Origin of the sequence: Rothia sp. HMSC065C03, assembly GCF_001837295.1 — a bacterium.
In the GTDB taxonomy this organism is placed as follows: Bacteria; Actinomycetota; Actinomycetes; order Actinomycetales; family Micrococcaceae; genus Rothia.
The window spans coordinates 341,615-355,619 of record NZ_KV831978.1; the positions used below are offsets into that span (position 1 = coordinate 341,615).

Here is a 14,005-nt window from a genome sequence, read left to right on the forward strand (position 1 = left end):
TCAACCGCTTTCACCCGCGGATGAGAGCAGAGGATACACCCCTTTATTCCCCCCGCCCCATATTTCACCGCAGAAAGGTGAACCCATGAACACGCAGCAGAGTTCAGAAAACCCCCGCCGCGCCGCCACGACGGCAACCATACGCGCCTACCTGGTTCCGGTGCTCGTCATTCTGCTCGTCATCACCGGCGGGTTCTCCATCTACGCACTTAATACGGGGCTACGCACCAATGTTGAATCCAATGCGCAGCCGTCCCGCGCCGCGCAACTAACAACCCGAATCAGCACGCAGACTGTTACCCGCACCTACTCGGGAGAAGTTAGCGTGTCACCCGCCCGAAGCTACACCGTAGGAACCCCTCAAGGAGTGGTGACCAGGGACGGCGCCAAGGCGGGTACCCAGATGAGTAACGGCTCAATTATCACCACTATCAACGAGCGTCCCATCATTGCGTTCAAGGGTAGTATTCCCGCCTACCGCGACCTTGCCGTAGGCGCTCGCGGCGATGACGTTAAACAGCTCCAAGAAGCTCTGGAATCACTCGGCTACAGCATCTGGGATGAGGAAGGAAGCTACGGCGAAGCCACCGCCAACGCTGTCTACCGTTTCTACCTGGATCGTGGCTACTACCCTCCCGGGGATACTGACCGAACCGAAGAAGGACGCTACAGCACCGCACTGCCGCTCTCTGAATACCTCTTCGCTGACGGCAATGAATACACCGTAGATAACAGCTGCGGTACCAAAGGCCAAACCTCAACTCCGGCGCTGTGCACCCTATCCGCGGGTGGATACCGTCTGGTACTCTCCGCGGACGGTAGCGCTCTCAGCAATGAACTCGCTGAGGGACAGAAAGTCCAGATTCTTACCGATAACGGAAGTCCGCTCGAAGGCACTCTGGGCGCGGCCCTCACACCCGAAGGCTCAACTAACGCTGACGGCGGCGCTAACGCAGGTGCCTCCAACGGTGCGCAGAACAGCGCACGACCTAACAGCGATACCTCCGCACAGGGAGCTACCGCGCGGAAACGCTACCCCATCACAATCGACTTGCCGGAAAACACGACGGCATCAACACGTTTTCAAGCAACCGTCACTCTCAACCGAGGCGCTGAAAACGCCCTCGCAGTGCTTGAAGCCGCCGTCAAAACCGAAGAAAACGGAACGCACTCCATCACCCTGGATAACGGTCAGAGCGTTCCCGTCACCCTTGGCGTGTGCTCCGCCGGAATCTGCGAGCTCGTCAACCCCGCTGCAGAACTCAAGGCAGGTACCGTCGTGAAGCTGAAGGAGCGCTAAAATGCCTCAGCACGAGACAGAACATGCCCTCCCCACGAGCGCTACCGCCACAAAACCTAATATCGAGTGCCACAATATTGCGCGTTTCTTTCCGCCCTCCACTTGGGCGCTAAAAAACGCGACCCTCAGCATTCATGAAGGCGAATCAGTGGCCATTACCGGCGCCTCCGGAAGCGGAAAATCTACGCTCCTCTCTATCATCGGGCTACTCGATCAGCCCTCCGAAGGTGAGCTGAAAATATTGGGTCAAAACATGGGCACCGCCAGCGACGCCGAGCGAACTGTAGCACGCCGTGAGCACATCGCTTTTGTCTTTCAGGCGTACCACCTCATTGCTCATCTGAACGCCACCGAGAACATTGCCCATACCCTCCGGATGCGCGGCGTACCGGGCCGTCAAGCACGTCAGCGTGCGTTGCAGGCACTCGAACAGGTGGGTTTGGGGCACCGTCTGGAGGTTCTTCCACGCAACATGTCCGGTGGTGAACAGCAACGAGTCGCGGTTGCGCGCGCGTTAGCTTGCGCCCCGCGTATCCTGCTGTGCGATGAGCCTACAGGAAACCTCGACACTGAAAACTCTCACAAGGTGTTGGATCTGCTCCTCGCCGGCCGTGCGGAGAAGCAAAGCCTGGTCATCATCACCCATGAACCCGATATCGCGGCTCGCTGCGACCGGCAGCTACACATGGTCGATGGGATGCTCGTTAGCCCCGAACTCACTCGTCCCGAAGAATCGGCCTATCAATCGCTCAAAGAACCCGTTGTCAGGGGAGGATAGATGCTAAGGAACAACCTTCACTACGCTCTCCTTGCAGTTGTTCGTCGTTGGCGCCGCAACCTGCTCACGGTACTGGCGATGCTCGCGGGAACAACCACCATCATCATGCTTGTGGGCGTCAGCGAGTCATCGGCGCTCAATACGAGCTCGCAGCTGGCCAGCTACGATTCCACCCGGCTCGGTGTGCGCCTCCAGCCGCAAACCTGGGATATACCGGAGGATGAACTGCTCTGGCGTGTTAACCAAGTTCCAGAGGTCAAAGCTGCCGGTACAGTCACCATCGATACGCAGACAACGCGCCCGCAGGTCAACAGGCCGGGGCAGGAGGGCCAACAGACACCCCTTGCAGTCGTTTCAGAAGCAGGTTTGAAAGCACGAGGTGCGCACATTGTCGAAGGGCACTTTTCGGAGCCTGCCCGCGAACGCCCCGGTGAGCCTACCGTCTATCTGGGCGTTGCCCTCGCAAAAGAGCTAGGGGTCAGTACTGAGCCCGGGCGGAACATGATTGAGGTCAACGGAATGCGAGCTTACGTGCTCGGCATTATCCGTGACGGCGGCAAAAACGCGGCTCTCAGTAGCGCTCTTATCCTGCCGACCACCTCCACTTTCTTGCCGCAAGCCCACACCCTGCAACGCGGTATGGACGTCATCGTGAATCCAGGAAGTGCAGATACGGTCGCGGAACAGCTCAAGCAGGTACTCGATCCGCAGCGTGCCCCCGTTAATACAAACATTGAGATTCCGCCTTCACCGGTGACTCTTCGTGCTTCCTTGACGAAGGATAGCCGAGCTCTTACGACCATTATTCTGGTGGTTCTTATCGTCTCGACAAGCTTCGGCATTGTGATGACCATGCAGATTTCGGTCTGGGAACGCCGCCGGGAAATCGGCATTAACCGTGCATTAGGGTTGGGACGGCGAGATGTGGCGGTGAGCTTCCTGGCGGAGGCGGCTCTCCTCGGGGCCCTGGGCGCTCTTGGAGGCTTCATCCTCGGTGTTCTCGGTTCCTGGGTTGTGTGCCTTCTCAACGGATGGGCACTATCTCTGCCGCCCCTTATCCTAGGGATTCCTTTCCTCGGCTTGGCTGTGGGCATCGTTGCGGGTGCATTGCCCGCCTACGCGGCAACGAAGGTTCAGCCGCTTGAGCTCCTGCAATAATTGCCCCGCTGAAATAATTGCTCGGCGCATAAGGGTGGTGCCCCGGAAGGTCATTCTTCCGGGGCACCGCCCTTTAGCTATGTGGGTTTATGGAGTTGAGGGACGAAGCCTAGCCGGCGTGAACGTCTTTGTCATGTACGTTCTCGTGGCACAAATCCTCGTGCAGAATATCCCGCGCCGGATGCTGCCGCGCCCGCTCTTCCGCAGCACGGTCAGACAGCGAATAAAACCACGTAATGTGCTCGCACACGCGTTCATAGGCCGCCTGCTCATCGTGAGAGGTAATCGCCTCAATAATGCCGTAATGCTGCTGCTGCAACGTGCGCTTGACCGCCTCCCAATCCTTCAAGAAAGGAACCGCCTCCTGCACATAACTCATCGTCGCCATGTGCAGAGAGTCAATCACCGTATCAAGCACAATATTGCCGCCGAGCTTCGACAGCTCATAGTGAAAACGCGTATCGCAGAAATGGAAGCGCTCATCGCTGATCTGCTCATCCATCTCCGCCAGATGTACGCGCGCCCGCTCCAACGCTGCCGCACGCTCCGGGGTGTCCGGCGCGGCAGCCGCCGCACGCGCCGCAGGGCCCTCCAGTAGCAGACGGGTTGAGACAACGTCCTTCACCGGCAGGCTACGGGTCGCAATGTGCATGCGCAGCGCCCAGCTGAGCGCATCCGACGGCTCAGAAATGATAATCGCGCCCGACTTCGGTCCCGAACCGGTACTGGAACGAATCAGACCCAGCGCGTTCAGAACCCTCAAACCCTCACGGACCGAGGGGCGGGAGATACCGTGCCGTGCCGCCAGCTCACGCTCGGAGGGGAGCTTATCGCCCACACGCAGCTCACCCAGGCGCAGGCGCCGCTCAAAGGTCTCCAGAATGATGCTGTAGCTGCGGTCCGCCAGAATCGGCTGGCGGTCAACCGCAGGGGGCGCCTCAGCAGGCTGGGTATCGTCATAAGAACGAGGCATAATCTCTCCTGATAACGAGGCGGATAACGAAAAGAAATACTCTGCGCCTGAGATATCTCAGAGCTAATTCAGAGATATTTCGGGCTATTCGTTGAGTGGTCAGGACATAAAAAGCGGGGCGGCGGAACCGAGAAGGTTCGCCGCCCCGCCGTGGCCACCGGAAAATACCGGGGCGAATGTCCTACGGCCCTTGAGGCTTTCACCTCAAGAACTTTCTAAGGGGTGAGCCTCAGATTAGGGAATCATGAAGGACAGAACGTTGGTCTGCAGGAAGACCAGGACGCAGACGAACAGGAGCATAGCGAAGGACCAGGGGAGGACAGCCTTGAGGATGTCGGATTCCTTGCCTTCCATGTCCACGGAGGTAGCAGCAATAGCCAGCGACTGCGGGGAGATCATCTTACCGACCACACCACCGGTGGTGTTAGCAGCCAGCATGAGCTCGGGGGTTGCGCCGTGGATACCTGCGTGCTGCAGGTTCTCAGCAGCAGACACCTGCAGCTTGGAGAACAGTGCGTTCGCACTGGTGTCCGAACCGGTCACAGCGGTACCGATCCAGCCCAGAGCCGGTGCGAGGAACGCGTAGACGGTGCCCAGGCCTGCCAGGAAGGTACCCATAGCAATGGTCTGACCGGAGAAGTTCATGACGTATGCCAGTGCCAGAACCGAAGCAATGGTCAGGATGGACCAACGCATGCGGTAGACAACGGAACCGAACTCGGTGAAGATTGCCGGGAACTTGAAGGCGTAGCGGCCCTTCTCGTTGAAGAAGAAGTAGACCACAGCAACAACCAGACCGGAGATGATCAGCAGGGTGCCGGGGTTGGACATCCACGCGAAGTTGTAGACAGCGTCCTTGACGGGCTTGCCGTCAGCGGTGACGAGGCGGGAGCTCAGAGCCTGGATATCAATCTTGATGACGAAGCTCTTCAGCCATGCCTTCAGGCCAGCGTGCAGGTTAGCAACACCGAAGATTGCAACGACGATGACGTAGGGCAGCAGTGCCATCCAGACGCGAACGGCGGGCAGAGCTTCCTTCTCTTCAGCCTGTGCGGGCAGACCGTAGCGTTCACGAACGCCTGCGACGCCGCGCGGCTTCCAGAACTGCAGGAAGATCACGGCAACGCCCATGGAGACGATGCAGGCAACAACGTCGGTCAGGTTGTATGCGGGGGTAGCGGCGGTGACCCACTGTGCGATAGCGAAGGAAACGCCGATGACCAGTGCGGGCAGCCAAGCGTCCTTCAGACCCTTCATACCGTCAAGGATGACGAGCAGGATGAGCGGAACGAGCATTGCCAGGAACGGAGCCTGGTGACCAACGATGGTTGCGATAACGTGTGGGTCCTTGCCGCCGACTTCACCTGCGGTGGTAATCGGGACAGCAACCGCGCCGAATGCCACGGGTGCGGTGTTAGCGAGCAGAACGGTGACAGCAGCCTTAAGGGGCTTAACGCCCAGTGCCAGAATCATGGTTGCGGTAATTGCAACGGGAGCGCCGAAGCCAGCCAGTGCCTCGAGCAGACCGCCGAAGCAGAATGCGATGAGGATAGCCTGGATGCGCAGGTCGCCGCCGCCGAGGCGGTCGAAGACGCGGCGCAGGTCTTCAAAGCGGCCGGAGAGAACGGTGAGCTGGTAGAACCAGATTGCACCGAGGATAACCCAGCAGATGACCAGGCCGTAGATGCCACCGCGGACGGCGCTCAGACCGGCGAGGTCAGCGGGCATGTGGAAGCCCAGGACTGCTACGAGGATGGATGCTGCCAGTGCCACGAGTGCGGACCAGTGAGCGCGTGCCTTAACGCCCAGTAGCATCACAAAGAAGGTGAGGAGGGGAATGGTTGCCACGAGTGCGCTGAGGCCGAGGCTACCTCCCACTGCATTGGTTACAGCGGTATAAGTTTCCACTGGAACTCCTTTGGTTCAGGGTGTGTCTTGTGTGTGGTCAGACCATAGATAATCCCGCTGGGGAACGGGTCATTGTTTCCCATGCGGGGATGTGGTCAGACCATTGATCGCATGTTTAGAAGAGTACCGGATAATGTGGTGTTTCACCAAAAGTGACCTGACTCATTTTTGTGGAAGGCGACCGGAACCTGGGCTCGCTTCCAGTGAAACTGCCGAAATATTGCGGTTCTGATAGTTAATTCCAGGTTCTGAAACTCGAATATTTTCAGATACATCACGAGTTGGGTGTATGGGTCATTGGTTTACCCAGGGGAGAGTCTTCATTTGGACGCATATACCCGAAAAGAATGTTGTTTTAAAAAGGAAAAGCCCCATAAAACAACCATAAAATCTTCAGAACGGCGGATTTCTAGGGGGTTTATGGTCCACTTCTGTGTGTTTGATAAATGTTCAATCTGCGAAAAGAATATAGGGGTCTTACGGGGGGTGCATGGGAGATGAGGTCACATGTACCGGAAGGTAGGGAAATATACCTTAAGGTCAGGTCGACCTAACCGGTTATTTAACAAGGAAAGTATGTGCTATTCCAACTAGAGAAAAGCCGCCCAACGGTGTTAAATGGCTAGAAAGATAAAAGACATCACCACGGTTTCTGATCCCACCGCATCCCACCTCCACTTGGGGCGCGCACATCAGCCGGAACCTACCGGCCCAGCTTCCCCGACTCAATACATCTGAGTCGCCTCTTTGGAAGACCGAACTTATTCGGACTGTGCCCCGCCTGCCCCAGACGCAGGCGGTGAGACCGAGAAACTCTGAACACAGAGGAAAGGACGGACAAGTCATGCGCATTGCACTCTTCTCCACGTGCATCGTTGACGGCATGTACCCCCGCGTAGCACGCGCCACCGTCGAAATTCTTGAGCGCCTGGGCCACGAGGTTGTCTTCCCCCCGAACCAGACCTGCTGCTCCCAGATGCACGTCAACTCCGGCTACTTCGATGACGGTTACGAAGTCATCAAGAACCACGTTGAAGCTTTCGACTCCTGGGACTGGGACGTAGCTGTTGCACCCTCCGGCTCCTGCGTTGCTTCCCTGCGTCACCAGCAGGCAATGGTCGCACGTAGCCGCGGCGACGAAGCGCTGGCTCTGAAGGCAGAGCAGATTGCTTCCCGCACCTTCGAGCTTTCCCAGCTGCTAATCGACATCCTGGGCATCACCAACGCTGCCGAGCAGCTCGGCTCCTACTTCCCCGAGCACGTCACCTACCACAGCTCCTGCCACGGTATGCGTATGCTCGGCCTGGGCACCCGCCAGCAGGACCTGGTCCGCACCGTCGAAGGCATCAAGTACACCCAGCTCGAGGGCATGGACCAGTGCTGCGGCTTCGGTGGTACCTTCTCCTTCAAGAACGCTGACGTCTCCGGCGCAATGGTCAACGACAAGGCAGACAACGTTGAAGCAACCGGTGCTTCCGTCTGCACCGGCGGCGACTGCTCCTGCCTGATGAACATCGGCGGTGCGCTGATGCGTCGCGGCTCGGACGTTCAGACCATCCACTTCGCTGAGATCCTCGCATCCACCAAGGAAAACCCGCTCAAGATTAACTCCGAGCGTGTTGAGCTCTCGATCGGCTAAGGAAAGATAAGACCTCATGACCGCTATTCAGCTTGGTATGCCCAAGGTCGTTCACTACGGCGAGGGCAACATTTTCGAAGAAACCCCCTTCCCCAAGTACGCGAAGGAAGAGCTCAAGAACGAGCAGCTACGCGCCAACCTGCGCTTCGTGACCCACGCGATCCGTAACAAGCGCGCACGCGTCACCGCAGAGGTGCCCGACTGGCAGGACCTGCGTAACACCGGTGAGTCCGTCAAGAACTACGTTCTGGCGAACCTGCCCGAGCTGCTCGAACAGTTCGAGCGTAACTTCACCGCCGCAGGCGGCCACGTGCACTGGGCACGCAACGCCACCGAGGCAAACCAGATCGCTCTGGACCTGATTCGCGAGCAGGGTGTGGACGAAATCATCAAGATTAAGTCCATGGCAACCGCAGAGACCGGTCTGAACGAGTTCCTCGAGGAAAACGGCATCAACGCTATTGAGACCGACCTCGCGGAAGAAATCGTCCAGCTCGGCCACGACCGCCCCTCCCACATTCTGGTGCCCGCAATTCACCGCAACCGCCGCGAAATCCGCGACATCTTCCTGCGCGAAATTGAGGGTATCAACCCGGACATCACCGATGAGCCGGCAGAACTGGCAGAGGCATCGCGTAACCGCCTGCGCAACAAGTTCCTGAACACCACCGTGGCAGTTTCCGGTACCAACTTCGGTATTGCTGAGACCGGTACCCTGACCATCGTGGAGTCCGAGGGTAACGGCCGTATGTGCCTGACCCTGCCCGACACCCTCATTACCTTCATGGGTATTGAGAAGATTCTGCCCACCTTCCAGGATTACGAGGCATTCCTGCAGCTGCTGCCCCGTTCCTCCACCGGTGAGCGCATGAACCCCTACACCTCCATGTGGACCGGTGTGACCCCCGGTGACGGCCCGCAGAACATGCACGTCATCCTCATCGACAACGGCCGTACCGCCGTTCTGGCTGATGAGCTCGGTCGCCAGGCACTGCGTTGCATCCGCTGCTCCGCTTGCATGAACGTGTGCCCCGTGTACGAGCGCGCAGGCGGTCACGCCTACGGCTCCACCTACCCGGGCCCCATCGGCGCGATCCTGTCCCCGCAGCTCTCCGGTATCGAGGCTGCGCACAACAACTCCCTGCCCTACGCATCCTCCCTCTGTGGCGCATGCTACGAGGTCTGCCCCGTGAAGATTAACTTCCCCGAGGTCCTCGTGCACCTGCGCGCTAAGGACGTCGAGTCCAAGCACGCTGTCCGCGAGTTCGAGGGCAACAAGAAGGCTCCCTTCTCGCAGATGGACGGCATGATGCTCGGTGCGAAGAAGCTCTTCACCTCCGGCAAGATGATGTCCATTGCAGAGCGTGGTCTGCCCATGTCCCGCCTCATTACCGGCCGCAAGCACAAGATCACCGCTGTTCCCGGTATCGTCGGCGGTTGGACCGAGTACCGCGACATCCCCGAGCCCCCCAAGGAATCCTTCCGCAACTGGTGGAAGAAGGAGAAGGGTCAGGCTCCGGCACGTGATAACGCTGAGCGCGTCGACATTCAGGCACTCATCGAGGCCAACAAGGGTAAGGCAGCTGAAGTGGCTGCAAACGCTAAGGCAGCTATGGAAGCCCAGGCAGCCCGTGAAGCTAAGGAGAACAACTAATGTCCTCTGCTAAGGAAGATATCCTCGCACGTATCCGCTCGTCCCTGGCTGACGCACCCGTCGCCCCCGAGCCCGTACGTAACTACCGCCGCGTCAGCGAGCTGAACGAAGAGCAGACCATTGAGATGCTCGTCGACCGCCTCATTGACTACAAGGCAAACGTGTTCCACGCGAACAAGGAGAACATCTCCGAGGTCATCGCAGAGCGCCTGGGTGAAAAGTCCACCTACGTGGTTCCCGAGGGCCTGAACATGGAGTGGCTGCCGGCTGACACCGCTGACCGCAAGCGCGTCACCGACTCCGGTAGCACCCTCAAGCCCGGCTGCCTGTCCCTGAAGGAACTGGACGCAGTTGACGCTGTGGTGACCGGTTCGACCGTCTCCTGCGCAGAGACCGGCACGATCTTCTTGAACACCAACCCCGATGAGGGTCGCCGCGCCATCACCCTGGTGCCCGACCACCACATCTGCGTGGTGCCCCGTTCCACCGTTGTGGAGCTGGTCCCCGAGTCGATCGAGCGTATCACCTACACCCGCCCCGTGACCATGATTTCCGGTCCGTCGGCAACCAGTGATATCGAGCTGATTCGCGTGGAGGGCGTGCACGGCCCCCGTACCCTGGACGTCATCATCTACGACGCCTAAGGTACAGCGCCAGAAGGCAAACCTCTAAAGAAACCGCCCGAGAGCTAAGGCTCCCGGGCGGTTTCTTTATGCCCTCGCGATGTCTAGCTGCAGAAGCGAGGCGCCAGTCGTGAGCGCACAAAAACGGTGGCGGGCCCATGTTTCCCGCCACCGTTCTGTGCTTTATAGGGTGGTGTATCGGCGGTTAGCGTCGTAGCGCCCCGTGAGGGTGCTTAGGCGCGTGCGTCGAAGTGCTGCAGACCGGAGTCCTCGCGGCTACCGCCCTGGCCGTCGCCAACATCGTGGTAGTCCTTGATCCACTCAATCTTCTGAACCCACTTGACCATCTTGTAGCCGTGCATGGAGTCTGCACGCAGACGCAGCGGGCCACCGTACACATCCGGCAGGGGCTTGTCGTTCATGCCCCACGCCAGGATGGTCTCATCTTCCATTGCCATGGAGATGTCCAGGCACTCGTAGTAGGGTTCGGTCGGTCGGCCGTCGTAGGTGTGACCCACGTGGCCGAAGGAGGTCACCATAACGTAGCGTGCCTCGTCGGTCTTCTCGACCAGTGCGAGAACGTCGCGCAGGCGCACGCCCTCCCACTTGGCGATGCCGGTCCAACCCTGCATGCAGGTGTGCATGGTGATGTTGACTTCCTTGCCCAGCTGCTTGAGCTCGTCAATGCTCAGGGACTTGGATTCCTTCACCAGGCCGCCCAGCTCGAGGCGGTAGTCAACGAACTCGTGCTCCTTCAGGCGGTTCCACTCGGTGCTCTCACGCTCTGTCGGCGGGCGAGTGTTAACCCAGTGGAAGGGCGAAATGTCGGCATCGGTGAAGGTCTTCTTCTGCACCTGACGGGAGGTGATGCGGTCCAGCAGGACGTTACGAATCGGCTGGGTCAGACCCCAAATGAAGGTCTGAGTGAATCGCAGGTCGCGCAGGGACCAGTAGGATGCGAAAATCCACAGAGCCACGGCGAAGACAATGCCGCCAATGAGCATGGTGACTGCCTGAGCGAACTGTGCTGCGTCCACCTCGTTGTAGGGCTTGTTCAGCATCATGTGGGCGATGTTGTACTGGGGGTGAACCACGAACACCAGCGCCACGTGAATGACGGTGAAGACGCAGTAGAACGCCATGCCCAGGAAGTGGATGGAACGTGCGGTCTGGCGGTTACGGAAGAGGCGCACGTAGCCGGGGAAGCGGCCGCAGAATGCCGGGCTCATAATCGGGCCGGTTGCAATCATCAGCGGTGCCACGATGAACACCACGGTGAAGTACATGATCTGCTGCAGAGCGTCGTACGGCTGGAAATGCTCAATCGAGGGAATCTGGAAGCCAGCGTAAATCTGGATGGATTCCCACGCCTGCGGGATGATGTCCCAGCTGGTCGGGACGATGCGGCGCCACTGACCGGTCAGGAACAGCAGGGAGACATATACCAGACCGTTAACGATCCAGATAACGGTGACCAGCGCGTGCCATGCGCGGCCCAGACCAATCTGAGCCTTACCGGGCAGAGAAATCAGGGGAGACAGGGTGCGCTGGTCATCGCGCGCCGTAAATGCGCCGGGGGTGGTAGGGACCTTGTCCTTGGTGAACTTGATCCACTCAGAACCCGGGGTGCAGTGGTTGTTCCAGTACAGGCGGGGGTGAGAGGCGAGTACTTCCCAACCTGAACGAATCAGGAAGCCCATCATAATGAAGTTGATGAAGTGCGTAATTCGGAGCCAGGCCGGGAAGTCCAGCTCTACGCCACCAGTGCTCGCGGTGAGGAGTAGTTGGTGCATGATATTTCCTTCGGAAATGACTGTGTGTGCAGACAATCGTTAGGATTCAGTGCGAGGCCTTGAGATAAGAGGTTAGAAATAATTACCTTTCTGAACCATATGATCCTCCTCCGTGGTTGGGAGCCGCCGGGGGTATCGTCGCGGATACTCCCGAAAGGGGCACCTCCCGTGTGTGAGATGGGAGGCGCGCCAGCTCCCGCTGGGGCGGAAGCGGCTCTGTGTATGTATGTTGGTTTATGTGTGTTTTAGGGAAATTCCCTGTCCGCTTTCAATTTTATAGGACAAAGTGTCAGTCGAGAAAGCTAAGACACGTCATGTTCTGTAATATTTGCATAAAAAATCCGAATTTAAGGAAGATTCTCATTTTTCCGCGGTTTATAAGGTCACTCGGGTGTAAAAAACCCACCGCAGCCTCAAGAGAGAATGCGGTGGGTTTTGATCATATATGTGGGATGCATGTTGGTTTGCAGGGTCTTAACTGCCTGGTATTGTGTGGTTTTATAAAGCTAAACCCACATAAGGTTGGGGTGACTGTAAGCGGGTCCCCCGCTCAAACCGGTTCATCAACCCAATCTTGAAAGACCGAAGCGCAACCACAGCGTAGCCGAGGCTACTTCTCTGCAGAACCCGCAGTCTTAGCAGAGCTCGTAGTCTTCGCAGAACCGGGCTGAGCATCAGCCGGGGCCTCAGCGTCAGACGGGGTCTCAGCGTCAGACTGGGACTTCAAACGAACCACCGGAATCATGCCCGTGGTCAACTTCGTCTGAGCATTACGCTGAGCCTTCAACGCGTTCATCTGCTCCTTACGGCTCGGCTCCTGCTGAACCGGCTGACCAGAGCCAAACGCCTGACGAATACCCAACGCCCACAGCGGGAACAGCAGAACCGTCAGCGCGCCACCGGCAACCAGAAGTGACGCCGTTGACTCCTCCAAAAGATCCGAACTGGTCGCAACCTCCGTCACCGCCACAATAATCGGTAGACCCGCAGCCGAATACAGAGCCAACTGCGCCTTCTGCGCACGCGTGGTCAGGCCCGAACGGGTATCAAAGAAATGCTCCGCCAAAAGAACCGGAACACCACGGCACAGCAGAATGCCCACCACCACGGCAAACAGACCCAAAGGATTAGCCACCACAGCAGAGACATCAATGCCCATACCGCTGACCACGAAGAACAGCGGAATCATGAACGTAAAACCAACCACCTCAAGGCGGCGCGTCATCATGTGCAGAGCCGCCGGAGGGGTCAGAGTACGCAGAATCAGGCCCGCCGCGAACGCGCCCAGCACCGCATCCAAATCGAAGAGTGCGGTGCACATGATCAGGGTCGCCAGCAGGAACATCGCAAGACGCAGAACCGTCTGACCGGTCGTATTCGCCTCCGCAGCCATAATCTGACGCAGACCCGGCACATGTGCAAACAGGCGGTGCGGAATCAACGCCGTAATCACCGCAACCACCATAAACGCCAACAGCACCACAAACGCCATACCCGGCGAACGCGACGACAGCAGCAGCGAAATAGCGAAAATCGGCAGAAGCTCACCCACAGCGCCGTGCACCAGCACCGCATTACCCACCGGCGTACCGGCAGCACCGTGAGACTTCAACATCGGCAACAGAGTGCCCAGCGCCGTAGAACTCAGCGCCACACCCACCGCAACATACGTATTCAGCTCACGCGAGAACGACGTAATCACCGCCGCACCCGCCATACCCAAGGCAAAACACACTGCCCATGTGGCAATAGCGCTATACCCCTGGCGGCTACGCAGAGACGACACATTAATCTCAAAACCCGCAATCAAAAAGAGCATGCCCAGACCAAGCTCCTTCAGCAGCGGGATACCGCCCTCACTGCTGGCAAGGTTGAACATATTCGGGCCAATGAGCAGACCAAAAATGAGCAGGAAGACCACATCCGGAATCTTCTTACCCGTCAGACGCGAAAGAATCGGGGACAGCAACGCAACCAGGGTAATCCAGAAAATGGACACAAACTGGCCGCTATCGTGGCTCGATCCTTCCGAGAGGGTCGTACCCGAGGCAAGAAGAGCACCGGAAGTTCCCCAATCCGTCAGAAAAAGAGGGGAGAAAGTCGAAAACATAAAACCTCAACGTGGTGTATGTGCAGGTGGGGCGCGTTTGAAACAGTAAACGGGGCAAAAACATGCGCC

General features: G+C 58.3%; 10 protein-coding genes. 6 read left to right on the top strand and 4 right to left on the bottom strand.

Annotation, left to right across the window (positions count from 1 at the left end):
- The first annotated feature begins 85 nt into the window (after positions 1-85).
- The 3 genes from HMPREF2605_RS01640 to HMPREF2605_RS01650 are packed head-to-tail and all read left to right on the top strand — an operon-like array spanning position 86 to position 3,236.
- The gene (locus HMPREF2605_RS01640; RefSeq protein ID WP_070846748.1) at positions 86-1,300 is read left to right on the top strand and encodes a peptidoglycan-binding domain-containing protein; all 1,215 of its coding nucleotides are present in this window, start codon (positions 86-88) and stop codon (positions 1,298-1,300) included.
- A gap of 1 nt (position 1,301) precedes the next feature.
- The gene (locus HMPREF2605_RS01645; protein ID WP_070846749.1) at positions 1,302-2,078 is read left to right on the top strand and encodes an ABC transporter ATP-binding protein; all 777 of its coding nucleotides are present in this window, start codon (positions 1,302-1,304) and stop codon (positions 2,076-2,078) included.
- The gene (locus tag HMPREF2605_RS01650; RefSeq protein WP_070846750.1) at positions 2,079-3,236 is read left to right on the top strand and encodes an ABC transporter permease; all 1,158 of its coding nucleotides are present in this window, start codon (positions 2,079-2,081) and stop codon (positions 3,234-3,236) included.
- 109 nt (positions 3,237-3,345) lie between these two features.
- Here the strand turns inward: HMPREF2605_RS01650 and HMPREF2605_RS01655 are convergent, their stop codons facing one another.
- Together HMPREF2605_RS01655 and HMPREF2605_RS01660 are read right to left on the bottom strand one after the other, a co-directional pair.
- Positions 3,346-4,209 carry a FadR/GntR family transcriptional regulator gene (locus tag HMPREF2605_RS01655; protein ID WP_070846751.1) on the bottom strand — a complete coding sequence of 288 codons (864 nt, stop codon included), beginning with the start codon at positions 4,207-4,209 and terminating at the stop codon, positions 3,346-3,348.
- 234 nt (positions 4,210-4,443) lie between these two features.
- Positions 4,444-6,117, bottom strand: coding sequence for an L-lactate permease (locus HMPREF2605_RS01660; protein WP_070846752.1), 1,674 nt, complete (start codon positions 6,115-6,117; stop codon positions 4,444-4,446).
- Between the two features lie 844 nt (positions 6,118-6,961).
- Between HMPREF2605_RS01660 and HMPREF2605_RS01665 the strand changes: the two genes are divergently transcribed.
- From HMPREF2605_RS01665 to HMPREF2605_RS01675, 3 genes are read left to right on the top strand one after another with little or no spacing between them, the layout of a single operon-like run.
- Complete coding sequence (locus HMPREF2605_RS01665; protein WP_005504630.1) at positions 6,962-7,756, top strand: (Fe-S)-binding protein; 795 nt, start codon at positions 6,962-6,964, stop codon at positions 7,754-7,756.
- Between the two features lie 16 nt (positions 7,757-7,772).
- The gene (locus HMPREF2605_RS01670) at positions 7,773-9,410 is read left to right on the top strand and encodes a LutB/LldF family L-lactate oxidation iron-sulfur protein (protein ID WP_070846753.1); all 1,638 of its coding nucleotides are present in this window, start codon (positions 7,773-7,775) and stop codon (positions 9,408-9,410) included.
- Positions 9,410-10,054, top strand: coding sequence for a LutC/YkgG family protein (locus HMPREF2605_RS01675; protein ID WP_049347182.1), 645 nt, complete (start codon positions 9,410-9,412; stop codon positions 10,052-10,054). Before HMPREF2605_RS01670 ends, HMPREF2605_RS01675 begins: the two co-directional genes overlap by 1 nt.
- A gap of 212 nt (positions 10,055-10,266) precedes the next feature.
- On the opposite strand, the gene HMPREF2605_RS01680 is transcribed toward HMPREF2605_RS01675, so the two are convergent.
- Entirely contained in the window at positions 10,267-11,826 is a 1,560-nt protein-coding gene (locus tag HMPREF2605_RS01680; RefSeq protein ID WP_005504634.1) for a molybdopterin-dependent oxidoreductase, read from the bottom strand.
- A gap of 610 nt (positions 11,827-12,436) precedes the next feature.
- Positions 12,437-13,936 (bottom strand): cation:proton antiporter, encoded by a 1,500-nt coding sequence (locus HMPREF2605_RS01685; protein ID WP_070846754.1) that lies wholly within the window; start codon positions 13,934-13,936, stop codon positions 12,437-12,439.
- Positions 13,937-14,005 lie beyond the last annotated feature (69 nt).

Bases quoted from the DNA above. Each gene is read 5' to 3' on its own strand.
- HMPREF2605_RS01640 (WP_070846748.1), top strand. From the start codon at position 86: ATGAACACGCAGCAGAGTTCAGAAAACCCCCGCCGCGCCGCCACGACG.
- HMPREF2605_RS01645 (WP_070846749.1), top strand. From the start codon at position 1,302: ATGCCTCAGCACGAGACAGAACATGCCCTCCCCACGAGCGCTACCGCC.
- HMPREF2605_RS01650 (WP_070846750.1), top strand. From the start codon at position 2,079: ATGCTAAGGAACAACCTTCACTACGCTCTCCTTGCAGTTGTTCGTCGT.
- HMPREF2605_RS01685 (WP_070846754.1), bottom strand. From the start codon at position 13,936: ATGTTTTCGACTTTCTCCCCTCTTTTTCTGACGGATTGGGGAACTTCC.
- HMPREF2605_RS01670 (WP_070846753.1), top strand. From the start codon at position 7,773: ATGACCGCTATTCAGCTTGGTATGCCCAAGGTCGTTCACTACGGCGAG.
- HMPREF2605_RS01655 (WP_070846751.1), bottom strand. From the start codon at position 4,209: ATGCCTCGTTCTTATGACGATACCCAGCCTGCTGAGGCGCCCCCTGCG.
- HMPREF2605_RS01665 (WP_005504630.1), top strand. From the start codon at position 6,962: ATGCGCATTGCACTCTTCTCCACGTGCATCGTTGACGGCATGTACCCC.
- HMPREF2605_RS01680 (WP_005504634.1), bottom strand. From the start codon at position 11,826: ATGCACCAACTACTCCTCACCGCGAGCACTGGTGGCGTAGAGCTGGAC.
- HMPREF2605_RS01675 (WP_049347182.1), top strand. From the start codon at position 9,410: ATGTCCTCTGCTAAGGAAGATATCCTCGCACGTATCCGCTCGTCCCTG.